A 24,797-nucleotide genomic window follows, 5' to 3' on the forward strand; every position below is an offset into this window, starting at 1 on the left:
CAAACTAAATGATTACATTTAATTACTAAACATGTAGAAGCCCGATTTTATTACACCCTTTAAACCAACTTAAATGAGCGCCAAAGACTCTAACCTGTCTAGCCCTGGTTTTCAGTATGACCTGGTGTCTGCAGTAACGCAGGATGCCTTAAACGCTAACCTGAAAGCATTCACTGCAGCTATCGGCGAAAAGGCTGAGCCATTTATCCAGTATTATAAGTACACCGACAGTTTTCATACTGAAGTCGCATTGATGACGGATGAAGAAGTACTGGCCATGACCGGCGGACAGGATATTTTTGCTATCCCCGACAAGGCACAAAGTGACTTGCCTGAATACAGTGCCTACAAAGCATTAGGAGATGCCATGGCAGCGGCCAACTTTGCTTATGCATTTAATGTTGGTTTCGGACTTCCTGCCGGCATAAGCCCGGCAAAAATGCCTGATATTATTTCCCTGTATTTCGATAGCTCGCGCGTTGAGGGAAAAGACCTGGATCAGACCGTAGAGTACAATTTATACTTTGCCTCTTTTGTTATCATGGAGATGGCCTATGGCGGCAAAGAGTGGAAGGTGCGTAAAACTGAACAACAGGATAATGAACCATGGATCTTCCGGTGGCTGGTAAACCTGAACCTGCAAATTAAGCCGGGCACCTCTTACAGCTCGCTGCCACCCAACGTACAGGAAAACCTTAAAAAGGTTTATAACATCAACCCCGAAAGCATGTTCAGCCTTCAGCAGTTATTGCTAGATCTGAACACGCCGCAACTGAACGCAGATTCTATAACCACCGTTATAAACGTACCGCCCAACAGCCCACTATATACCAGTTTATATGCTTTTTTAAACAGTTGCTGGTTTCCGTATATTGAAAATGGCGGCATTGTATTAACTAATTCGGTACAACCCGAAATTGACAATTACCCGGCTTCATCCATCATACCTACTGATCTCAACTTCGTTGTAACGCCTTATGCCGATGCTGCAAATTATGGCCTTTATACTTTGAATTATCTGGTCATGAGCCACCAGAACAAGATGCCCTCACCTATTCAGCCATTTAGCTGGAACTGGGTGGACGATAAGAGTGTACAAGGTGTAATGTCTGTAAGAAGAGCTGTTTTTGTGGATTACCTGAACCAGGTATTGTCGCCCTGCCTGAATCCCATATGCCCCAAAGTAGATGTGGTGCTGGACGATGCTATTTTTACCGTACCAGATGGGTCGATCAACCTGAAAGCAAACACCGATACGCTGCGTTATACACAAAACCAGGGAAACCCGTATTTGACATTTAGTTATAAGAGCGAGGACCAGGATGACGAATCCTTTGATTTGGTCCACAACGAAACACTCAAGGTTTGTGTGGAAGTGCATTCAGAGATCCGCTTTTTTGGCAACACGATAACCTGCGAAACGATGGCATCCGTTTATTACCGTAATATCCGGGAAGTAGCTGCCATTGATGTTTCTGATGTAACCCGGTACGAGCTGGCACAGAGGAATACCACGGTATTTACCTTGGATGCTGTGGGTACAGGCGTTATCGCTGGCAATAGTACCGCGGGACTGCTCCAGGTAAGCTGCCGTTCTACAAACGAAAATCTCATTCAAACCCAAGATGTCAATCTTCCCTATTATGGTGGGGATAACAGCTTTCTATCCAGGTACCTGACCCTCGGGAAAATTGGAGATTATGAAGCGCAGGTGACTGCATTAGCACAACAAATGAATGCATTGATGGATGCCTATACGCGGGATATTTCAAATATTATAGACGGGGAGATGGGCTTTGTATTTCCCGGGGCACAAACCTATTACTTCGCCGATCCGGCCTTCTCGGACCAGGGAGATCTTACTGTTCGTATTTCGTTTCAATAAGCTACTGGCAGTACTTATGCTGTCAGCCAGCCGGTGTTCTTCATTTTTAATTGCTTAATTACCTGAATATGTCTACAAAAATTTTTGCCTCATCAGAATTGATGAGTAATTATATGCAAGGGGAGATCATTGCGCCCGATAAAGAATTTGTTTCCATACAGTCTGAAAATGGAAACTCCTTATTATTTTCTATTGGAAGCGATGGTGTTTTTTACCTGACCGAAGAAACGGCCAACAGCGGCACGGGGTGGCAGAGAAGCAATTTGAGTAACGGGCTGAGCAGGTATTTTGAAGAGGGGAGCAGCATTGTTGCAAAAACCTTCGCCGTAGATCAAAACACTATCGACGGCTCATTTTCGGTAGTAGTAGCCGTAAACGCGGCAGGTGCTGATTATTTATTTATTGCCTCTGCTCATGCCAGGAACGATGATAGCAGCATCTCGCTGGAGTGGACCCAATTACCTTTTGATGTAAAGGGTAGTGAAAATACCGGAATAACTATATCCGGTGTATACATCCTGCAAACCGAAAAGGAACCGCTCATCGTGGTAAATGTAATACCGCCAGGAAAAAATACCGTCGAACGTTATTATATTGACAGCACAAAATCGGTGTCTGGTTTTTTATGGAATCTTTATACACTGCCCTTCAATTTAGATCCGGATGAGATAAGGATTTGTGGTGGCCGAAAGACGGGGGAGCAGCATGTAGGCGGCATCTACTGCCTGGGCAGTATCAGTGGAGTTCCGTCTTTGTATTACCAGCAAATTTTTAACCCGTATGATTTAGATCTTGCGGGTGAAACTACCCAGCTTAGTATACCCGATGCGCAAGCCCAGTGTATAGCCAGCACCCCTTCAGCAGTAATAAAAGACAATAAACATACCTATACCGATTTATATGTAAGCAGCCATAAGGGCGATCTTTATTTATTCACTGCAGATAACCAGGAAGAAAAATCCCTGGGTTTGAAGCTAATGACTAATGACCTTTTTGTATCTGCCATCAACCTTTATGCTTATACTACAAAGAACCAGGTGGTAGTATGGGGCCTCAATAAATCGCACGAGGTATTTTACACTGAATGTGATATTACAAAGGTTACCGATCCGGCGGCCTGGTCTTACCCGGTGCCTATCATGTCGGGGGTAGAACAGATTGCGCCCTATAAAAACAGGGTAAACGGCGGCAATACCTATTTTATGCATACCGGAACCGGTGCCTTAAAGAAAGCGGTACAGGACCCTTTAAGTACCAGCTGGACCACGCAGGACATCCTGCTTCCTTTAGATGCCCAAAGCAAAGCTCAAAAATGTGATTGCTATATGACCCGCATCACAGTGTGTGATGAGCAGGGTGTGCCGGTAAGCGGTGCAAAGCTCCGTATCAGTAGTGCTTACCGGGTACCGGTGTATATCAATGGGCTATATGGTGTATTGGATACGGCTCCTGTGAAGGTAACGGCGGATGCGCAGGGGGCAGTAAAACTGGTGCAGCGGGTAGCAGATCTGCAGGGCGCCCGGTTATGGGTGCAAAGCGAAGATGGTGCGGTAAACGTAGTGGTAAACCCCATGAACAATGCCATGGCGAAAGCGGCTACGCTTAATTCGGGAGCAGCCTTGCTAAACGCACAGGTAACAGATGATAAAGGCCAGCCGGTAAAACCGCTAATCAGCGTGGGCATGACTGTAGAAGAGCTGGATAGCGCGGCTGCATCCATTCAATCGCTGGTGAATGCCTATAATAACTACAATACAGGGCCGGTTGATGCAGCAAGAAAGGTTTCGGACGGTGTTGGCAGGCCAGGCTTCGCATTCAGTCCATCTGCAAAAATGTATACACTGGCCGTGCGGCCATCAGGCTACCAAATGAAAGTGGTGGAAACGGTAGGGGATACATTAGCGGATATCGGCAATGCTATTGTTGTAGCGGCCGGTGACCTGTGCAACTGGCTGCTGAATGCTACCGAATATGTGATCCAGATCATAGAAGACACCGCAGAAAAACTATGGCATTTTGTAACCACCATTGGCGGCAAAGTGTACACTTTTGTTATTGATACCGTTGAGAAGGCAATTGCTGCGCTGGAAGCGGTTTTCAACGCGTTAAAAACCAAGATCACCGAATTGATCCAGTTTTTAAAATTTATTTTTAGCTGGGATGATATTAAGCGCACCAATGATTTGTATGTAAACGTGATTAAAGTGAGTCTGAATTTTGGGGTTGAAAAAATCTGGGACATGAAGGGGGTGATTAATGATGGGATAGCGGGTGTTATAGCAAACATTAATAGCGCAGCGGGTATTACACCTTCAGCAGATGCAACGTTTATGAACCAGCCGCTTACTTATCAACAGGCAGATACCGATTATTCGGACAGTTACAAAGCCGCCAACACTTTTCTTCAAGACCATTTTATTAACAATATCGCCTATGGCCAGTTTACCGGGATAATAAAAAATATTGCTGAAGTAGCTGAAGATATTTTGGTGCCCTTGGTAGATGCTTTGAAAAAAGAAGGAAAAGTTTTTAAAATAGCCGCGGAAGCAATCAATCATCAATTATTAAGCAACGATCAGTATAAAACCATGTCTGTAGGCGACATTCTTAAGGTGCTGCTGGCAGTATTAGCAGATACGGTGCTGGCTTCTGCCGCCAATGTTGTCGATGCTTTGATCGATATCATTGTAGAAATATTTAACGATTGCATTACCCTTTTAACATCGCCTATTTGGATACCGGTTGTTTCCGATATATTGTATGCCATCTGGGATTACGAAATTGAATGGTCATTGCTGGATATTATTTGCCTGATAGGCTCCGTTCCTGCTACTTTGATCTATAAAATTGACAAAGACGCTGCGCCATTTACAGAAGACGATGGCTACAGCACGCAGCTTATTGAAGCTAAGAGTATGGAAGACCTTATTAAAGCATTTGGTACGGGTAGCTCCCCGGTTGATTATTCGAAAGAGTTTTATAGTATTATTACGCTGCCTCAAACTTTTAAAGAAACATTATTCATTTCAGGTCATATCATATCGGGAACCGCCTCGTTGATAAAGGGGCCACTGATACTTATAGAAGATGCCAGTGAATTGCCTTCAGTGCCTGTAATTACGGGGGCCAAAAATGTTTGTGATCTTGTAGCCACGGCAGGTTTCTTCGTGGTAGGGCAGCTGGCCAAGCCTTATCCGATAGCGAATGAGTCGATGTCCACTTTGTCTACGGGGCTTGCAGTTTGTGCATTCGCCAACAAGATTATATTTATGGCCGCCAAAAAAGTAGCCGGAAAAAGCCAGGCCGTAAAATGGGGCCTGGAAGAAATTAAGGCTGCTGTAGATCTTATATTAAGTTTAACCTCCGTAGTTCCGGTTGCTTATCATTACAGCGAGCTGGGCGATGTTGCATTCAATCAATTTCGTAAAATGGCTATTATGGACGACACGGCAAAGCTAACCGGTTATATTTCCAATATTGCCGGCGACATTGCAAAGTTTGATCCGGATCCGCTAACCAGTACTGTGGTGGCCATATCCAGCAGTGTGCTATCGCTGATGAACGGGAGTTTGCAATATGCTGAAAGTTTTAGCATCGATTAAAGAAGGCAGGAAGTAGGGACAGGGGCATAGAAAGCTATTTTTTATGCCGCTGTTTTTTTGATATGGATGTATAGGGGTTTGAATCTCTTAAAATTCTACTTAACATAATATAAATTATAGGACAAAACGATGGCTGCGTTTTGGCCGGACAGTTAATGCAGCCAGGTGACGTTTGTCCTATAACAATATTATGTTAAATAATCTATCAGCTTTTGTACTGCTATTGAGCATTTAATTTTCGATCAGTTCGGCTCTTCCGGTTTGTCCTATAATTAGTCGTTATGTCTGCGGGCTGCAAATCAGGTTTACAGCCTGCAAACAAACTCACATAACATTGAAAATTTGGTTTTGGAAAAATGCTTTAATGCAGCCCTTGCCCCTTGGGTAAATAGCCGTAAAGGCAGGCGCTTCATGGGCTGGTAAAAATTCCTGTGTCGAACTGAAAACTTACACAGCAAGTTTTTACTGCACCCATGTTCACGCCGTGTTTGTAGCGTCTTTAAAATTTTTGCCTTTTTGCCAACGCTTCTTTTTTCTCTTTTTTATGGTCGCTCGCTGGCCTGTAAACCTGCAATATGCCTGCTGTCTATAATTACAGGTTTCCAGTCTGGCACTCGCGGTTTGTGTTTATCGTTCTTTTGCCTTGATGCAAAAGAACCAAAAAATCAAGGCTGTGAAAAAATTGGCTAAAAATTGCACAGGAAGCCTAAACCCGCCGAACTCGCCGCAAAAGTTCGTTATAAAATTATAGAGCGTGCTGGGCTCAAACAGCGGCGGCTTTTCCGTGCCAAAGCACGGACGGCTTCCTGCACCATTTTCTTAACGCCATTTTTTCAAAGGCCGGTCCTACACGACGCCTACAAGTCGCTAACGGCGTCCAAAGTGCAATGGCTGAGCGTTTCGATGGCGTTGGTAAATACTTTGATCTGCCAGGTAGAAAAATGGTGCAAAACAGGTTTTATATCATTCATATACACAGTAAGCAATATCAACAAATCCGGGCGTGGGGTGTAATCAAAGTCGCGTTGATTGATACTAATGCTACGGGCTTTGTCTAAATTTAGGAAGCATAAAATTACTTCTCGAGTATCGCCATTGTCAGCTAGAAACTTTAACCGATCTTTTGAAACCTCTTCTGGTAGCGGTTTATAGCTCAATTGCTTTAACTTATTAGTTAATGTGGCTTTGGCTTCTGCTTGAATGCGTTCTTCTCCGGTCATTAGCCTAAAGTTCCACTTTTTTGCGCATTCCAGCAATCTCTACTTAACATAATGTAAGCCCCCTACACAATCTCAATCTTTTCCCTTTGAAACCGTTCTTGTAAGGCTTCATATTTTTGTTCTTTGGCAATTGTGATGATAAGCTGGCCTTTTTCACAGGCGATCTCTACCACATGGCCGGGTTTAAAACCGCTGTCCTGAAGCCATTTGCCGGCCAGCCGTAATGCCGGGAATGAGGTGGTTGTTCTGCTGTTGATGCCTCTGAACGCATAGCGGCATACCGTCATGCGGCGGATGGGTTTGGTAATGCGGGGTGTTTTTAGTGTTTGCATAGCTTAGCTTTTTTGTTGGTACAAAGCAACTGCCGTCATGTATTGTTTCCTACAAAAATTGATTGTGTGTTACACCCAAAAAGCTTGTATTTTATGTATCTTTAGGCTTGCATAATCTAATTTGAAAAAACTAAATTTGCTCCTATGACAACACATACTGCTATGCCGAACCATAAAGTACACGAAGGCCGCAACATTAAACGTTTCCGCGAAATGCTGGGTATAAAACAAGATGCCCTGGCTTTTGACCTCAACATGAGCCAGCAGGCCGTATCCTTGCTGGAGCAGAAGGAAACGATTGATACTCCCCTACTCCAGCAGATTTCTGCTGTGCTGAAAATACCTGTAGAGGCAATCCAAAATTTTGATGAAGAGCAGGCGATCACTATAATTTCCAGCACTTTTAATGACAATGCTCAAGTAGGTACTGTAATCAATAATTACAATCCTATTGATAAGCTGATGCAATTGCATGAGGAGAAAATAGCGCTATATGAAAGGATGTTGAAAGAAAAGGATGAGATGATGGCAAGGTTGGAGCAATTAATCAACAATAAGTAAATTAAAGTAAAACGAGGAAGCCCTCGTTTTTTTGTCTTCTCTAATGAACAGGAAACGGATGAACAGAATTGTGTTTTTTTCCAAAGAAGATGGATCGGCACCTCATTTTCTAACAAAGGCTGAAGCGTTATTGACCAATCTTGATCTTGAATCAAGATCAGAAATTAATGACTTGTTGGAACTATATCATATAAAGCTCTATTTTGATTCTGGTTTGTTTCTGCTAACGTGGAATGATGATAAGAAGAAGGCTTTTATAGAGATTATAAAAAAGGCCTTTGAGCAGTTAAAATGCTATATGCTTGCGCTTCCTGGTACAGATATAATAAGTGTAATTAAAAGTTTGGATTCTCAGGAATATTTAAAATCATTCTGGAGATTAATTAATGACTTAAGTATCTATAAAAAGATAGACCGGGCAGATTTTGTTCAAATCCTTGAAAGCAAACCTGCACAAATTAGAAAAGTGCTTTTGTATAAAAATCTTGTTGAGCATTTTCATAACGAAATAAAAAGCTTCTTATTCAACTATGATGAAGCTGCAGAATTATTGTTATCTAAATTTGAACAAGAACACAGGCATAAAGCGCCGGCTTATAATTTCCCCAATTCCTTAAGCAATACAGATAAAGAAAATATAATAGAAAAGTACATTGACGGTGAAAATGCCAATTTGAATTATCTACAATTGATAGAGCAGTCAAAAGAGTCAAATGACCTCAAGCTTTCACCTAAAACAAGGCTGAAAGCAAAGAAAAAATCAGAAGCTTTAAATAATGAAATATTAGAGAGTACTAAAGATCATTTATGGTGTATAGGTGTGGATATAGGTTTAGATTCGGGAATGAAAGAGTTTGCCGAATATTCTTACGAGGGTGATGTTTTTAGAGCAACATATAGCCGTGACTATCTTGATACGATAACCTCAGATACAGAACTTTTTCAAGTTTTCGGACATCCATTTTGCTATATTGATGAGCATGGGTTAGCGACTTTGGTTAACAAAGAAAGTGAAATGGACGTTATGGAAAGAATATTCATGAAGTCTAAAAATGCTTATCCTGACGGCATTGTATTTAAAAGAAAAGCTTTTTTAGCACAGGGGCAAATAGTACTATTAAACAATTATTTAAACCCCAAAAAGAACTCTGTAGAACAGGTTGTTAGCTCGTTTATCACACAGCACCTTAACATACATTACCGAGTACAGCATTTGCGCTTTCGGCCGTCTGGCTCACACTTATCATTTTTAGAGAAAATAAGGGTTTTAGCACCCGAGTTTGAGTCATTGTTACGGCAGTATGAAGCTTATGTAAATGATGGCTCTATTGACTTTGAACTTTTAGAATTAAATTCTACTCCCATTCGCCTTGGTGAAATACGCAGCCTGGTGAGCAAGAAATACATTTATGCCAACAGCAAATCTATAGACAGACTTTTGTATTTATTTTTCTCAGATCAAAGCTCACTTTATTATACGGATAAATATGAAGACAAATACACTAATCTGTACGATCTTTTAAAAAACGAAAATGTAAATATTACTGATTTTGAAAGCTATCAGCAGTATGAAATTAATAAACTGATCGAAGAAGATTACTTATCAATAGGTGCTGATAATACTGTTAGCATAAAAAAGGAAACATTATTATATATCGTAAGCAAACTTTACAAGGATGAAGTATTAAACTACTGGCACCATAAAAAGCCGGTTCGCGATATGATTGACGAACTTATAAATGAAAAGCAATTAGTTGCAGAGAGTTCACTGTTCACCAGACAAGAAATAAGTTTTTACAACTACTATCTCAATAAAAAGGAGTTTACAAATGGTATTGATCTAAGGAACAGATATCTTCATGGCTCAAACTCTCCTTCTGAAAAAGAGCATCAATCCGATTATTATATTCTAATGAAACTGATTATACTCACTACGCTTAAAATCGAAAATGACTTACTCATAAACGACTTTGCGGCTAAACATTTAGCTTAAATATTACTCACTTTAAATATATTTTTTATGTTATAAACCAAAAGGTTACGACCTTTTGGTTTATAACGCATCCCGGTCTCTGCCCAAGAACATTAACCAATCTTTCTTACCTTTTTTAAAGGAGTTCATCAATTGTTTCTCGATTGGAAATGGCCCCAACTCGAAATAGTAAATAATTGGTAAAACCGCTATAAAGACAAATTCTTTAAATAGACGACAATATGTATCCATTTTAAAAGCAAAAATCCATTTAAATGGATATATTTTGCTATTTTGCTCAGCAACTGAGTTTAAAAGGATCATCAAAACTATGTAAATGCGTTTATGGAATTTGAATTACACAGTTATCGTTTTGCACAAGAGATCATAGAACATAGAAATTATACCGGAGCTTTTCAGGAAATAACTGGTGTAGTGAGGCAATGCCCGCTGTTCACATTTCCCAATAAATCGAATAAGAATCGACGACTAGATGTAGTACAACAACTCTTTAATACATTTTTTGATCGTAGGTTTGCCTGCGATCTGGGTTGGTTGTTTCATCCAAATGCTACCAGTATCCAAGGTTCTGGACTTGCTGCTGATTACCGAAAAATTTTTAATGGATTAAGGATACAAGCCGAAGTTCAATTTGGCAATATGTCCCGTTGGTATAGCGACATTTTTAAGTTCCAGACTGCCTATTCACAAGATCTGATCGATATGGGCTTGTGTATTGTACCAATGTCATCTATTGCTAACAGGATGGATTCGAATGTTACGAATTTTGAGCGATGTGTAAGAGAATTACCATCGGCTAAGCTATCCATTACGTTGCCTATACTATTAATTGGTATGGAAATGGAAGCAGGAACTCCCATTGTAGATACATCGACCTCAGGCATAGCCAGGGCCAACGGGCTCATCGCCGGTGATATAAGGAATATAACAGCTAGAGGAAAAACTGCCAACCGATACAGGATCGTAAACGGCTTTCTTAACGGAGCGCCGGTGAATACAATTTACGAATCTTCAGACACTGGGCCAGTAGCCAGCCTGGCTGATCCTGAAGAATAAATGATAGGAAATAGATCCACAATCGGCTATACCAATTGTGGATCAGGTAATGCTATATGAACTACGCGTTCCTGCAAAACGGAATTAAATATGGTGCCAATGAGAATGCCAACGAACATATCTAAATGATTATCGAGGATACGTTTATTATCCATTTTACCCTTGTCGTTCTTAAGCTCTCTTTCAATAAATGAAGCTATCAAATCGGTGTCCTTAAGTTCACTTTCAAGCAATGTTCTAAACTCATTGGCGTACCGGGATAGTTCATCGGTCAAAAATATGGGACCCATAAGATCTCTATTCACATTGCTCCAGTTCAGTTGAACCTCATTTTCATTTACACCTTGTATAAACGTCTGAAAACGGGTTAAAGATGCAGGCAGACCTTCTACTGCTAACTCTTCTATCAATTCATACGCTCGTTCAAACAATTCCAGATCTAATTGTTTAGCCTTAATGGCCTTTGAAGTACCATAGAAAAAGTTGACACGCCAGCTGGTTGTCCTTGTTTCTCTGTTATGATAATTCTTAAGTTCAAATCGAACACCGCTACCAAATCGAAGGCCAGGTATGGCCAAACAGAATGATCTGCTCCATGGGTAGTGTGCTCCTGCGTTCTCCGGCACTGTTGTTATTGCTTGTTCGGTACCTAAAACAAGTCGTTCTCTTACTTGTTCCGAGTTTGTGAGCAATACTTCGCCAATTGGTGTTTCCTGCATAGCCTGGGCTATATAAAAAGTAAGCGCTGGCGGTATTGCATTTCCGATCATTTTTATTTTGCCGGCATAGGTATTACTGAAGTATTGATAGTTTATAGGGAACGATTGCAGACATCCTCTTTCACGTATTGTTAAGCGTCTGATATTTTGTTGGGCATCCTCAATGATAATACTCTCACGTGAAACCCGGGTACATAAAGCCGTTACTGTTCTTGACGGCCTATCCTGACGATCAGGAAAACTCATTCTGTTATATACAGGATGATAAGTCTTTGCATCCCGATTGATCCGTTGTTCTTCGGCTGTTAAGTTCGCTTCTAGCAGATGATCGGTCATACGCTCTTCCTCCAAAGTGAAACCATACACAGGATCTGTATAAGGAATAGTTGACAAACTTCTCAATACATCACCTAAAGTAACTCTAGGTGTCCTATTTTTATAGGCATCCAATAAGTGAAATGGCAAACGGCCTGCGATCATTCTTTTCCTATCTTGAGGTACACCAAAGTCAGACGAATTGTAAACCTTAATATCTCCAAAAAGATGCGCAAACTGGTGTAATGATCCTTCAGGAGCAAGTTCTTTTTCCAGAATTCCGGCAACTCTTGGTACATTTTCCATAGCCCAATAAATCGGCTGCATGTGCTCGACCACTTCCAGGAATTTACGTATGTCCACTAACCCATCGTTTATATCTCCTTTGCCCCCTCTATTAGCTAAAGAGAATTGCGTGCAAGGCGGGCTTCCGACCACATAATTGACAAGTTCCGGATCAGGTAACATTGCCAACTCAAGGGTACGTATATTTACCTCTTGGTGTGCTGAGTTGAAGTTCTTATTGTGCGTGTTATTGGCATCTTTCCACCATTCGTACGACGAAAGCACCTCAATGCCAGCCATTTTAAGACCCAATGTCCATCCCCCAATACCGCTGTACAGATCTATAGCTGCCATACTCTTAACTATTTATTTGATTTTATTTTTCGTAGATCCTTCTTATTCGTTCTTACATGATCGATCTTTTCTTTCGATACAGTCAAGATATACTCAAAGTCATCCTCTTCAACTAACATGGAGGAGATCTCATCGCTTAGGTAAATTCGTTTCAACTCATCTGTTGATATACCGAACAGCCGGGACACAGTCTGTATTATATCAAACACCCTTTTTTTAGGAAATTTATCCTCATTTTCAATTTTGCTTAAAACAGAAACATCCATATCTAGCTCGTGCGCAAGTTTACGTTGCGGCCAACCTTCTTTTTCTCTTAATGCTTTGATATAGGACCCAAGGCTTTTCATAAAACAAATATCTTGACTTTTTTTTATTTGACAAAAAATATCAAGTATTTTTTTATTAATACGTTTCAAGTAGGGCTATTATTTTTTCAACTTCGATTTCTGGCTGCTTTTTTATTTCACATTCCCATAGAACAAGCACTTTCCAATTAGCTTGCTCCAACTCTTCTCTTTTTTTGTTATCACGCGCTACATTCTTATGGAACTTTTCGGCCCAAAATTCAGTGTTGGATCTTGGCATAGGCAAATTGCAATGAGGGCACCGATGCCAATAACATCCATTGACGAAAACGGCAACTTTCTTTTTCAAAAATACTATGTCAGGTTTACCTGGTATTGTTGGATGAAGCCTATAGCCCTTGTAGCCTTTCTGCCAAAGTAGTTTTCTGACAATGAGTTCTGGCTTAGTATTTTTTGCCTTTATTGAGCTCATTATATGGGATGCTCCTTCGGAAGAAGGATGGGGAGATCGCTTATCTCGTATGTATTTCTTTTCACTCATTATACTGTTAACCGATCACTACCAATCCCTATTAAAATAAATGGACAAGGATTACCAACACCTCTATTTAATCTCAACAGCAATTTATCCATATGAGTAGTAGCTGCTCCATATTTAGAATAGTATATGGTAGACGCTATTTTATCTAATAATGCATCCTTAGGTAAATCAAGATGATTCCCTATATTCTTTTTGGCGGTGTCGGAAAGAGAAATTCTACTGTTTAATTGCGGTAATGTGAATGGATATATACCCTCCAAAAACCTACGGATTACATTATACAACTCTTTTTGAAGACTGGCTCCTCTTGTAATTATTATGCCTATGCTTAGCTCACCTATCTGATGTAACTTCCTAAAATTCTCCAGATCACGGTCATAGAATGGGTCTTTATTATTCCATTCTATTTCCAATCCAATATTTCCTTGTTGAAACGACTTATAATGATCTACCTCATGACTTTCCGATGTAAGTACCCTGCCTCTTACATGATGTTCACTTTCGATTTTGGTCTTGGTCCATGCATTTTGTACCAATAAACCTCCTAAGCTTTGAGTGATAGAACTGAGGCCACCGCCACCTTGGATTATTTGATCTTCTCTTATGCTGAAATGATTCAGTATAGCCGTTAATTCGGTTGTAGCATCATTAAAGTGATCTTTTATTATTGAGTCTGCAAATCTCGTAAAATATACTTCATATCCGGGTATGTTCAAAACCCGCTCATTTTTATAATAATTGGACATTAAGGGCGATTTCTTAGTATAGTGCCCGAAGGTAAATAAAAGTTCTTACATTGTTATGTGCTTCCGCGCGACGGATAGGGTCCCTCAGGCCCTATATAGTTTTTTGAAACAGAACAGTTATCACTAACACTAAAGCTACAAGGTTGCCAGTGCTGCATGCTACCCTTAGGTACTATTCGGGGCGACCCACAAAAATAAAGCAATAGAATTTGCAGACACATTATTTTTCATGAGAACTTGTCCCCTTCCCTGCTATTAATCGCGTTATGCACCGCTTCAAAAGTCAAAATTTTAAAGGATCGGCTATTGTAACATAACGCGAAATTATAGGACAAAACGATGGCTGCTTTTTGGCCGGACAGATAATGCAGCCAGGTGGCGTTTGTCCTATAACAATATTATGTTAAGTAATATATCAGCATTTCGGCTCCGTGTCAGCGTTACAGATTTTCGATCAATTCGGCTCATACGGTTTGTCCTATAATTAGTCGTTATGTCTGCGGGCTGCAAATCAGGTTTGCAGCCCGCATCGAATTCATACAACATTGAAACTTTGAATTTGGAAACGAATTTAATGCAGCCCTTGCCCCTTGGGTAAATAGCCGTAAAGGCAGGCGCTTCATGGGCTGGTAAAAATTCCTGTGTCGAACTGAAAACTTACACAGGATTTTTTACTGCACCCATGTTCACGCCGCGTTTGTAGCATCTTTAAAATTTTTGCCTTTTTGCCAACGCTTCTTTGTGGTCGCTCGCTGGCCTGTAAAAATGCAATATGCCTGTAGGTCTTAATTACATTTTTCCAGGCGGGCGCTCGCGGAGCTTGTTCATTTTCCACTTTTTGCTTGTCCAAAAAGTGGAGCAAAAAAGACCCCGGAAATCGGTTGCCAGGGCGATTTCCGGATGGAATATCTATTGAGCGGTGTGCTAGGCCCATCAACTGTGGAATATAATTGCTTGACGGATGCAGGCCAATCTTTACTTAACATAATGTATGCCACTTACACAATCTCGATTTGTTCCCTTTGAAACCGCTCTTGCAAGGCTTCATATTTTTGTTCTTTAGCAATGGTGATGGTAAGCCTGCCTTTTTCGCAGGCTATTTCTACCACATGGCCGGGCTTAAAACCGCTATCCTGTAGCCATTTTCCGGCCAGCCGCAATGCCGGGAATGATGTGGTTGTTCTGCTGTTGACGCCCCTGAATGCATAGCGGCATACCGTCATGCGGCGGATGGGTTTGGTAATGCGGTGTGTTTTTACTGTTTGCATAGCTTAGCTTTTTGTTGGTACAAAGCAACAGCTGCCGGGTTTTGTGTCCTACAAAAATTGATTGTGTGTTACACCTAAAAAGCTTGTATTTTATGTATCTTTAGGCTTGCAAAATCTAATTTGAAAAAACTAAATTTGCTCCTATGACAACACATACTGCTATGCCGAACCACAAAGTACACGAAGGCCGCAACATTAAACGTTTTCGCGAAATGCTGGGTATAAAACAAGATGCCCTGGCTTTTGACCTTAATATGAGCCAGCAGGCCGTATCCTTGCTGGAGCAGAAAGAAACGATCGATACTCCCCTACTTCAAAAAATATCTACCCTATTGAAAATACCGGTGGAGGCAATCCAGAATTTTGATGAGGAGCAGGCGGTGAATATTATTGCTAATACGTTTAACGAGAAGTCTTTTGAGAATGCCTTTGCAAACAATTGTACTTTCAATTTTAATCCACTTGATAAAATGGTGGAATTGTATGAACGTATGCTACAACAGCAAAGGGAGATGATTGATGAGTTAAAGAAACTAGTGGAAAGAAAATAATTTTATTATTTAGGGCGTGCCCCTGCCCTATTTGTTGTTGATATTTTAGTGGCAGGGTCGGGCTATCTGCTGCTACTCCGCCACAAATCCCGCCGCACAAAGCCTTCAGCGGGGTATTCGCTGCTATCCCTCACGCAGAAGAAGTACAGGTTCGATAGCATGATTAATATTTAAAACCTAATTGAACAAAATGCCAGGTAACGCTAGATTATTCCAAGAATCAATAACCCGTGAACTTACTGTTGTAAAAGACAGGGTGAGAAATTTAATAGGTGATGCTCATTGGGGGGAAGAAGGCCGGTTTAAAGAAGCCGTGTTGAAAAATGTGTTACGGCAATTTCTACCTAAAAACTTATCTGTAGGCACAGGCTTCATTTTAAAAGCTACTGGTGAGAATGATTATGACAATGTGTTATCATCCCAATTAGATATTATTGTTTATGATAATACCCTGCCGGTACTTTTTTCAGAAGGTGATTTTGTGATTACAACTTTGAAAAATGTAAAAGCAATTATCGAAGTAAAATCCAGGCTTACACCAACCATGCTTAGGCATGCTATAGAGCAGTTTGAGCATTCAATAAGCGATTTTGAAGGTCAAATTAACCGGCCCTTTTTTAGTGTAGCAGGACGTCAAAGGCCAATACCAAGTAAGACCAAAATATTTACTGGTATTTTTGCATTCGAGTTTGATGGAAATATAGATTCCCATTCAATAGATACTAGCTTAATTGATTCAAGAAGGTTAGTTAACCATATCTCTTTAGGTGAAGATTATTTTATTAAACATTGGAAGCAAACTGATGCAGGACATCTTGTCAGGAGAGTGGACTGCGCGGCCGATTTTTATAATGTATATAACCTTTACAATCTTTCTTTTTCCTATTTCATATCCAATCTTATAGATATTACTTCCGGCGGGCTGAACGACAGGTACTGGTTTTCTTTTCCTATAGAAGGCACAAAAGAAATGCAAAGGAATAGAACCATTTGTCTAAACCCTCAAAGGCGATGAATTGTATTTTTTGTAAAGGTCCTTCTGATGATTCGGTTAGTGTAGAACACATTATTCCCAAATCGTTAGGCAATACTCAATTTATTTTAGAGAAAGGATGGGTTTGCGATAAATGCAATAATTATTTCGCTATAAAAATCGAACAGCCATTGCTTCAAATGCCTTTCTTTATGCAGTATAGGCATGACTTAAATGTAAAGAGTAAAAAGGGTAAAATTCCAAGTAAAAAAGGCTTCCTTCTCGACGAAAACATATCGGAAGCTGTCTTACATAAAGATAAAAACAAACAAGAAAGACTTGAAATAGAGCCAAGCGTAATAAATGAAATATTAACAAGCGGTATAGAAGAAATCCCTCTTATTACCGTAACCTATGCAGTGCCGGTAGCAAATGAATTGGTTTCAAAATTATTAGCCAAAATGGGGATTGAATCTATAGCGCATACTGCGATGACAAACGGTTATGACGAATTTTATTATAACCAAGAAAGTTTGGACAATATTAAACGATATGTCAGGCGCGGAAAAAGAAATGAATTCTGGCCTTATGTAACCCGTAGTATCCAAATATCAACAGGCGGTGAGTTAAAAGATATAGTATCGGCATTAAAGGGACTTAACGGGAGTCTTATAATAGTTACCTCCGATCAGCAATTGCTTTTTCAGTTTCTTTTTGCAAATACTGAATTTACCATAGATCTACTCAATCCAGGCACAGAATTTATTTTACATTTTTTTTCTGTAAATGAAAATAGAAGCTTCATTGTTGAAAATGCGTTGGATAAGTTGTAGTCTAATAATCTAAATGTGCAATTATTGTTTTAAGCACCATCTCTATATTTTTTTCGATATCACACTCCCAACAGACTAACACCTTCCAACCTAGCTGCTGTAATGCTTCCTGGTGTTTTTGATCCCTGCTAATATTCTTTAATAGTTTTTCTTTCCAGAATGTCGAATTGGTATTTGGTATTCTGCCTTCGCGGCAATCGGCATGATAATGCCAAAAACAACCATGTACAAAGATGGCTGTTTTGTATTTGGGTAATACAATATCTGGTTTTCCAGGCAGTTTTTTATTATGAATGCGGTAGCGGTAGCCTAATGCAAAAAGAGCTTTGCGGAGCATAATTTCAGGTTTAGTATCCTTCGACCTGATCTTGCTCATTACTTCACTCCGCTTCTCTTTCGACCATATATCTGCCATTATTGTTTCCTTGCAAATGTTTTATCCAATTCCTTATAAAGTAACAAAGCATTTTGAAACTCTGATTTTATTTTTTCATACAGATGATTGGTTATAATCCGTATAGAATCTTTTTCCTCCATAGTCAATTTAGGATAAGCAAACTCTCCCTCATTTATGTGTTTTCTAATTTTGGTCCACCTGTCAAAAAACTTTTCCTTTTGATTATTTCTTTCGCAAATATGTGACAGGTGCTCTTCCCAGGTAGTATATCCACTATCCACCTTCTTCGTTCTTGAATTACATTTTGAGCATACTGGTACTATGTTTCCCGGATGGTGCAAACCATACTCGTTTCTGTTAAACATAATCAAGTGCTCCATTTGCAACTTAGTTTCCTTATCGCCACAATATGCACATTCATTTTGAAATATTTCATCTCTTATTTTCTCCCAATCCCGCTTCCCTTTTCCATTTCCAGTATTAAAACCGCTACCCCAGTAATATTCTCCAAGACTTGTAAGAAAAGCTCTAATTGCAGTATTGGCAATATCAGCAGGTGTATTATATAATGCCATTATTTACTTTATAATAGTTAATCAAGGTCCTTCGTATTTCTTTAGCTATCAGCTCAGCTTTTGCAGTTGGCACACCATTACTGATTAATTTAAATTTATGCGTTAATGGAATGTCAGCCGGTAAAACGTACTCGTCTGGCACTGTCTGTAGCCGCAGCCCTTCTCTTACAGTCAAGCGCCTAGGCTTAGTGGGATGAAGGTGAACTTCGTTATTACCATAAGCAACCGTGGGGCTATAACGGAATCTATGTAACCGTTTGAACGACTTCCGGTTTGTATCCCCCTCCTCAATTTGGGTAAAGCGGTCAGATTTAGGAATAAAATGCTCACATTGATTGGGATGATTGTCTGTTAAATCACCTATAACATTATCAATAAAAAGCCGTTTGTTTATATTCTGCGTAAATTCCTTTACGTCATTTCCAAATCTCCATTTCTTTGGCCAGTTCAGCCCTTTAGGATTTTCAAAAAGTGGTTTAGGCCATCTGAAAATCAGTTTATCTGAATGATTAAATTTTAAGATTGTATTGTCAAATTCTAATACATAGCCAGCTTTTTCAAGCGTGCTAATTATGGCTTTTTTAAATGCTACTAAAGCAATTCTTGGTCTGTCTTGTGGATGACCGTACTCAAGCACATTCAACAAATCATGCCAAACAAAATATCCTTCTTGCTCAATACTTTTAACAAAAGCATCAAATGATACCCGGTGTTTTTTTGTTTTATACAAGCCTTCAACATTTTCAAAAAATAAAAAATCAGGTTTTATTTTAGAAATTATGGTAAAATAGCTATGGATCAAACGCCCTCTCTCCCCTTCTATACCTCCGTTTTTTCCTCCTGCAGAGTAGTCTTGACAAGGTGGTCCTCCAATAATTCCTGATACCTGTTTATAGCTTTTTTGAAGCCTGGCTTGCTCTAGCGGGCAGGAGGCATCTGTGGGCTTGGTTATGTCATTATGGGTTACCAGATTTTTTCTTACATAGTAGTTGTTAGAATTCTGAAAGTAACTACGAAGGCCTTCGTTGTATGCTTTAATAAAGAACGGCTGAATTTCCACCGCCTCCATCACCTGGAAGCCATTATTAATGAATCCGATGTCTAAAAAGCCACCACCGGAAAAAAGTGATAATATGTTGAATGTTTTATTGTTCATGTTCTGTCCTTTCTAGTACTCCGTTTACCAATTGCAATTTTTGATTCTTATCAAAAACTATAACACCTGTCTTTAGTTCTTGAATAGTTAGTTTACGCTTGGCATGTCCATCCTCTATGAAACTAATTAGGTTTTCTGACCCTAAAATTTGAAAATTTTCATTATTTTCTGGTTTTTGTTTATTATAAAGGTCTTTATAACTAAATGCTGCTTTTGCTTTATAATCGTCAATATTCAAGTGATACTTATATTGTAATGTATATGATGCAGCACCATTTTCAGTTAACTCATATTGAAGTTTGCTTTCAATTGTTAATTTGTCGGATATGGCGTACGAAAATAGTTTTTCATATTGCGGGAGCTTAATTTTTAAATCATAAAGTTTTATGTACTTACCCTGTCTAGAAGTGTACAACCCAAAGTCTTTTATTTCTTGTCGGGAATCTGGATCTTCACATAGTTCGAAAACTAAAGTTATTACTTCGACTTCCTCTTCAATATTACCAATTAAGTTAAGATCAATTCTACCTTTATTATTCAAATAATTATTGTACAGAGAGTCAAAATAACGCCCTTTCAGCCTGCAGACTCTTCTTATTTGATGATCAAAAATTTGTCCGTCTTCTTGAAAAATGAACTTGGGGAACTTTATGGGGCCAGAAATATCATGTGACTGAATAAATTCTGCTACACCTTTTCCTGCAACTTTTGAGTATTGTGCTTTAAGCTCATCATAATACAAATCTTTTCCAGCAGGCAATAATAATGATACATCATCATCTAGATCGGTTCCAATATCAATTTTACATTTCCCCAAATCATTAAACATACATAAATCCAAAACTTGCAAATCAGCAAAAAATATATTGGGCGTCGCAATATCTATATTTATAGTTTCGTATTCATTTTCCCCTATTTTTAAAAAATAGTCAATATATATTTTTTTCTTGCCATTCTCTACTACAATTTCAAACTTATGTTCTTGTTTATTATGTTTACCAAAATTGATTTGAAAAAATTCACCAAGTTTTGCTTTCCGCTTATTAGTTTTTCCTCTCAATAATAAGTCACACAATTGACCAATTAGTATATAATACTGTCCGTTTGCTTCCCAGATGTCTCCGGGGGCTATTGGCAAATGTTTTTTATTGATACTGTAATCAAAAAGTTCGTATGTATTAAGCCCTTTTAATTCTTTACCGACTTCAGGTAAACCTGGATGATCCACTAAATAATCTCCATTAAAAAATGAAGTTAATCCCGCAATGAACTTAAAGTCATTTAACTCTCTAGAGTCAAATTCATTACGAATAGATAGTTCATTCCAGTATTTAATAGCGTCATAAGCTGAAATGCCTTCTTCGTGTGATTTGTCGATTATATACTTAATGTTCTTTTGGTTTTTAAGTACGATTTTAAGAGTATCCTCTGCACTTTTAACAGTTTTAACGCGTAATGAATTAAATACTTCTGCATATGCAGATTGCGCTAGAGCTAAAGCAATATCATCAATACTATTCGCGCCATTTTTTGAAATTTCCTGGACAAAATAGTCTTCATAATTGATTAAAGAAACAGGGCTAGCAGTGCTAGTATATAAACAGCAAATATGATTGAACCTTTCATCATTTTTATGTTCCTTAATTAAATCATTTATTAACTCTTTACCTTCTTGCATCCCACCTCCCAAGCTCTTGTCAATAATTGATAAGCAAAAATGGCTGTGAGTTTGTGAGATTGCAGCTTCAACTTCAGATTTGAATTCGTCCCATTCCGCATGAGTTGGCCGCTCTTTTCTAATTATTATTTTACATTCCTTTATTGATTGGATGGTTTCTAGTATTTCTTTATATTTGGGAACAGCTTCATGAATAAAAATGCCATTTTTTAAGAAGATGGATTTCAACTTATTGTCTTCATCAGCTTTTATAGCATCGGTAAGAAATCCTAACGGAGCCTTAATAATTTCTTCATGCCCTATTTTCTCTAAATATTTATCAAGATAGTCTGTTCCTATTTTTTCAAAGGTTTCATTGTCATGATTTTGAATATTATTCCACTTATCATTGAAATCTCTTAATTGTGAAGATAGTTCTGTATATTCTTTAAATTCCAGCTCGCCCAATATTTGAGAGCGTTTTTCTTCTGAAATTGTATAAATGCCACCTAAGATTAATTTAGGATCTTCTATATAAGAAAATTCATTCTCAATAATTAGAATTGTAAAGGCTTTTAGCGTTTTTATAAGCTCTTGCAGTTTATTCATTATCCTCAGCAGGTTGGTTTAAGCGTATTTCAAAAATATAACGGTTGCCATATTCATTCTTCATTGGTAATAATTCAATATCCCCCCCAAAAGATTTCAAGAACTGCCTCACAATATACAATCCCATACCCCGGCCATCTTCCTTTCCGGAAACCAATTCATTAAATAAAATATGCTGATACTTATCTAGCACACCTGTGCCCGTATCATGGAACTGCAAAGTGTTGGAAGAAGTGGATTTTATCACAATAGAATCATGTTCGGTTCTTTGATACTTCACATTAGCTTTTGATTGTTTTTGGCGTTGCCTGATCCAATATATGGAGTTATCTATCAGGTTATAGAAAACGTGTAGTAAAGCACCTTTAGGAACTTCCCAGGTATTATTGACCGATGAAATATCAACTTCAACTTTATGCCTTTTTAACCTGAATTTGAACCGCTCAACAATAATAGCTAATTCATCCTTTACATCAGTGGCAACCAAAGCTCTATTGCCTTCACTTTTAATAAATGTTTTATCCAGGAAAGAATAAAATTTATCCAGGTCACCCATTTTTTTGAACAAATGTTCAAACTTATTCTTAACAGGTTTTAAATGCGTTTTATTAATATCATACAGCTCATTTTCCAGGAAATAATTTTCAATAAAACGGAAGTGTTCATCATATTTCTTTTCCTCCTCTTCAGAGCTGCTTAATAAGGAATGCAGTTCATGGGTAATTATTTCTGTAACCAATCCATTGGCCATTAGTTTGTAGTTGTTATAAGCCTCTGTTTTGATTCTTACTTGCTCTTGCTTGGCAACTTCCAGCAATTGATTGGCGCTTCTCAGCGATCTTGTAGTGTCATCAATATTTTGTTCAAAATTTAGTGCAACCGGCTCCAATTTTTCAAATACCCTTTTTACAGAAGCAATTTTTTCTTCCGAATCAAGATCAATATTATCTTTTATGGCTGTAATAGCTTGTTGTATTGCCACAAGGTTCTGCTTAGCAGATTCAAATATTACTTTTGCCTTATCTACTTCCTCCTGGATTTGTTCATCTGTATTTTCAGGTATCCAGCCAATCTCCAGACTTAAGAAGCGTTTGGTTAGCTCCACAGCCAATTTTGAGAAATTGGGAGAAAAAATCTCCAGGATTTCATTCAAGACCACTCTTAAAGACTCCGCATAGATGTTTTGCGTCAAATGTTCTCTTGAGCTAGTCTCATAAATATATTCCTGTTTCTTATCATTAATTTTTATAAAACCAATTACATTGCCTAGTTCAAATCTGTAAAACTGTTGCCCAGAGGTTCTTTTTTGTTGTAACTCTAACCAGTCGTTCTCTTTATTACCTATAGTAGCTATTCTAAAAGAGTTCCGGTATAGCTTTATGCCGTTATTAGCTTCAAGAAAAGGTCTTATATCATAATTAATCCTGGTTTTAGCATCTATATATTTATTTTCTACCGCCGATTTCCTCGCCATGCTCATCAGCGTATTATCTCTTTTGAAAGAGTAGATTTTGCCATCCAGCGGTGCAAGTTTTAATATTGCTTCAATAAAGCCATTTGTATTAATAGATTTATCTTTTTTCTTCCACCTTCTTAACGCTTCAGATAAAAGAAAACTTTCGGAGAGATTCATTTCATATTCAGCCTGATATTTTTTATATAATTTTTGATATTCCGATGGAGAGCGTTTCCAATCCTGATATAACACAGTACCCAATTCTCTGTGATGGATTCTTTCTATAAACCAAGGACGGATATCAAGCTTTAAATCAAATTTTAAATCAACTGGTTTACCTGACTCATCAAAAATAAAATTCGATGTAAATGAGTGAATCGATTCCGCAACACTCAATGCTTGATAATTAAAGTCAAGTTTAACAGGTTTTTTATCGATTGATATGTCAATATTAATCAAGCTCTTTTTTTCCTCAAATGGAGAGTAGAGAAATCCAAGTGCAGTTTGTAATTCGCTTTTAACAACTAACTTCTTACCAAGGCTTTTACCCACATTACCAAACAAGTCTATCGCAAACTCTTCTTTTTCTTCAGTGTATCTGTCGAAATCAACTGGAGTGTCTGTATCGCCTATTAGCCATAATCTGGTATAGCCATTTGATTCTGCAGAATCTTCTCGCCATTCAGGTGCATCAAATTGATTATTGTTTATAAATTCAGACCACTGTACTTCAATAATATTTATGTTTTTAGTGCCTTCTTCTAAGCTTTCTACTATCAATGTAGGGGCTATGCGTTGTGCAGCCAATCTGCCAATACCTTTATCCCCTAAGATGAGTTTATCATCGTCAGAATAAGAAGAGTCTTGTTTTTCCTCTTTCTTTAAGGTTGAACCTACTTCAAAAAAGCCTTTCTGTAATACATCATAAGACATTCCCTTCCCATCATCCTCAATGACAACAATTCCATTTGGGGATTTTTCTTTGAGCCTTGTTAATATAACGGATGGTATTTCTACATTACTTCTTTTTTTATCAAAATTGTCAATCGCTGAAAGAAATTGTATATAAACATTTTCTGCTTTTGCGTCATACGAATTCTTTATTAATTCAGTAATAGCGACTTCATCTGAAGTAATTAACTCATAGCCTAAATGCCGCAGGATTCTAGGGTTGTATGTAAATTTCATATGTATTTAGCTTCACTTAAATAGACCATCTAGTATAAACTTATTACAGATAGGGTTAATATGCAAAAATAGGTAAACTTTTTTGACTCTAACATTCTCTATTTCAGCTATTTCATACCTCTGTCGATTAGAAATTGTAAATTAACTTTTCCAAGTTAATCTTATATTCAAAATTGCTTTGGCTGTTATTAACATATGTTTATTAAGTTATCTCTCCCCG

20 protein-coding genes are annotated in these 24,797 nt (G+C 38.5%); 8 read left to right on the forward strand and 12 right to left on the reverse strand.

The features are described 5' to 3' along the window. Positions 1-73: 73 nt before the first annotated feature. Both U0035_RS02675 and U0035_RS02680 read left to right on the forward strand, forming a co-directional pair. Positions 74-1,885 carry a hypothetical protein gene (locus tag U0035_RS02675; protein ID WP_114793105.1) on the forward strand — a complete coding sequence of 604 codons (1,812 nt, stop codon included), beginning with the start codon at positions 74-76 and terminating at the stop codon, positions 1,883-1,885. A gap of 68 nt (positions 1,886-1,953) precedes the next feature. Then, a complete protein-coding gene (locus U0035_RS02680) occupies positions 1,954-5,487 on the forward strand; it encodes a hypothetical protein (RefSeq protein ID WP_162818015.1) in 3,534 nt (1,177 codons plus the stop codon). Positions 5,488-6,344: 857 nt separating this feature from the next. Here the strand turns inward: U0035_RS02680 and U0035_RS02685 are convergent. Together U0035_RS02685 and U0035_RS02690 are read right to left on the reverse strand one after the other, a co-directional pair. Then, a complete protein-coding gene (locus U0035_RS02685) occupies positions 6,345-6,707 on the reverse strand; it encodes a hypothetical protein (RefSeq protein ID WP_114793107.1) in 363 nt (120 codons plus the stop codon). A 62-nt stretch (positions 6,708-6,769) separates the two neighbouring features. Continuing rightward, entirely contained in the window at positions 6,770-7,039 is a 270-nt protein-coding gene (locus tag U0035_RS02690) for a SymE family type I addiction module toxin (protein ID WP_114793108.1), read from the reverse strand. 144 nt (positions 7,040-7,183) lie between these two features. On the opposite strand from U0035_RS02690, the gene U0035_RS02695 reads away from it, so the two are divergent. The 3 genes from U0035_RS02695 (at position 7,184) to U0035_RS02705 (ending at position 10,649) form a co-directional block, all read left to right on the forward strand. Continuing rightward, entirely contained in the window at positions 7,184-7,600 is a 417-nt protein-coding gene (locus tag U0035_RS02695; RefSeq protein WP_245957838.1) for a helix-turn-helix domain-containing protein, read from the forward strand. Between the two features lie 58 nt (positions 7,601-7,658). Next, the gene (locus U0035_RS02700) at positions 7,659-9,593 is read left to right on the forward strand and encodes a hypothetical protein (RefSeq protein ID WP_162818016.1); all 1,935 of its coding nucleotides are present in this window, start codon (positions 7,659-7,661) and stop codon (positions 9,591-9,593) included. 324 nt (positions 9,594-9,917) lie between these two features. Continuing rightward, positions 9,918-10,649 carry a BglII/BstYI family type II restriction endonuclease gene (locus U0035_RS02705; RefSeq protein WP_114793111.1) on the forward strand — a complete coding sequence of 244 codons (732 nt, stop codon included), beginning with the start codon at positions 9,918-9,920 and terminating at the stop codon, positions 10,647-10,649. 26 nt (positions 10,650-10,675) lie between these two features. Here U0035_RS02705 and U0035_RS02710 read toward each other — a convergent pair whose 3' ends face one another. From U0035_RS02710 to U0035_RS02730, 5 genes are all read right to left on the reverse strand, one after another. Then, on the reverse strand, positions 10,676-12,322 hold the full coding sequence (locus tag U0035_RS02710; RefSeq protein WP_114793112.1) for a DNA cytosine methyltransferase: 1,647 nt from the start codon (positions 12,320-12,322) through the stop codon (positions 10,676-10,678). An 8-nt stretch (positions 12,323-12,330) separates the two neighbouring features. Next, positions 12,331-12,738 carry a helix-turn-helix domain-containing protein gene (locus U0035_RS02715; protein WP_114793113.1) on the reverse strand — a complete coding sequence of 136 codons (408 nt, stop codon included), beginning with the start codon at positions 12,736-12,738 and terminating at the stop codon, positions 12,331-12,333. Continuing rightward, a complete protein-coding gene (locus tag U0035_RS02720) occupies positions 12,725-13,168 on the reverse strand; it encodes a very short patch repair endonuclease (protein WP_114793114.1) in 444 nt (147 codons plus the stop codon). Before U0035_RS02720 ends, U0035_RS02715 begins: the two co-directional genes overlap by 14 nt. After that, positions 13,168-13,914 carry a BglII/BstYI family type II restriction endonuclease gene (locus tag U0035_RS02725; protein WP_114793115.1) on the reverse strand — a complete coding sequence of 249 codons (747 nt, stop codon included), beginning with the start codon at positions 13,912-13,914 and terminating at the stop codon, positions 13,168-13,170. The genes U0035_RS02720 and U0035_RS02725 overlap by 1 nt, the downstream gene beginning before the upstream one ends. A gap of 998 nt (positions 13,915-14,912) precedes the next feature. Then, a complete protein-coding gene (locus U0035_RS02730) occupies positions 14,913-15,182 on the reverse strand; it encodes a SymE family type I addiction module toxin (RefSeq protein ID WP_114793117.1) in 270 nt (89 codons plus the stop codon). A gap of 143 nt (positions 15,183-15,325) precedes the next feature. Between U0035_RS02730 and U0035_RS02735 the strand changes: the two genes are divergently transcribed. From U0035_RS02735 to U0035_RS02745, 3 genes are all read left to right on the forward strand, one after another. After that, a complete protein-coding gene (locus tag U0035_RS02735; protein ID WP_245957839.1) occupies positions 15,326-15,733 on the forward strand; it encodes a helix-turn-helix domain-containing protein in 408 nt (135 codons plus the stop codon). Between the two features lie 190 nt (positions 15,734-15,923). Then, on the forward strand, positions 15,924-16,748 hold the full coding sequence (locus U0035_RS02740) for a DUF6602 domain-containing protein (RefSeq protein ID WP_114793118.1): 825 nt from the start codon (positions 15,924-15,926) through the stop codon (positions 16,746-16,748). Beyond that, complete coding sequence (locus U0035_RS02745) at positions 16,745-17,539, forward strand: HNH endonuclease (protein WP_114793119.1); 795 nt, start codon at positions 16,745-16,747, stop codon at positions 17,537-17,539. The genes U0035_RS02740 and U0035_RS02745 overlap by 4 nt, the downstream gene beginning before the upstream one ends. Before the next feature lies 1 nt (position 17,540). Here U0035_RS02745 and U0035_RS02750 read toward each other — a convergent pair whose 3' ends face one another. Genes U0035_RS02750 through U0035_RS02770 form a run of 5 tightly spaced genes read right to left on the reverse strand, consistent with a single transcriptional unit; the run spans position 17,541 to position 24,577 of the window. After that, complete coding sequence (locus U0035_RS02750) at positions 17,541-17,954, reverse strand: very short patch repair endonuclease (protein ID WP_114793120.1); 414 nt, start codon at positions 17,952-17,954, stop codon at positions 17,541-17,543. Beyond that, positions 17,954-18,511, reverse strand: coding sequence for an HNH endonuclease (locus U0035_RS02755; protein ID WP_114793121.1), 558 nt, complete (start codon positions 18,509-18,511; stop codon positions 17,954-17,956). The genes U0035_RS02750 and U0035_RS02755 overlap by 1 nt, the downstream gene beginning before the upstream one ends. Further along, on the reverse strand, positions 18,498-19,667 hold the full coding sequence (locus tag U0035_RS02760) for a DNA cytosine methyltransferase (protein WP_114793122.1): 1,170 nt from the start codon (positions 19,665-19,667) through the stop codon (positions 18,498-18,500). The genes U0035_RS02755 and U0035_RS02760 overlap by 14 nt, the downstream gene beginning before the upstream one ends. Beyond that, positions 19,657-21,933, reverse strand: a complete 2,277-nt coding sequence (locus U0035_RS02765; RefSeq protein WP_114793123.1) for a hypothetical protein — start codon at positions 21,931-21,933, stop codon at positions 19,657-19,659. The genes U0035_RS02760 and U0035_RS02765 overlap by 11 nt, the downstream gene beginning before the upstream one ends. Then, complete coding sequence (locus U0035_RS02770) at positions 21,926-24,577, reverse strand: ATP-binding protein (protein WP_114793124.1); 2,652 nt, start codon at positions 24,575-24,577, stop codon at positions 21,926-21,928. Before U0035_RS02770 ends, U0035_RS02765 begins: the two co-directional genes overlap by 8 nt. Between the last annotated feature and the right edge of the window lie 220 nt (positions 24,578-24,797).

Source organism: Niabella yanshanensis, assembly GCF_034424215.1.
GTDB classification, from domain to species: domain Bacteria; phylum Bacteroidota; class Bacteroidia; order Chitinophagales; family Chitinophagaceae; genus Niabella; species Niabella yanshanensis.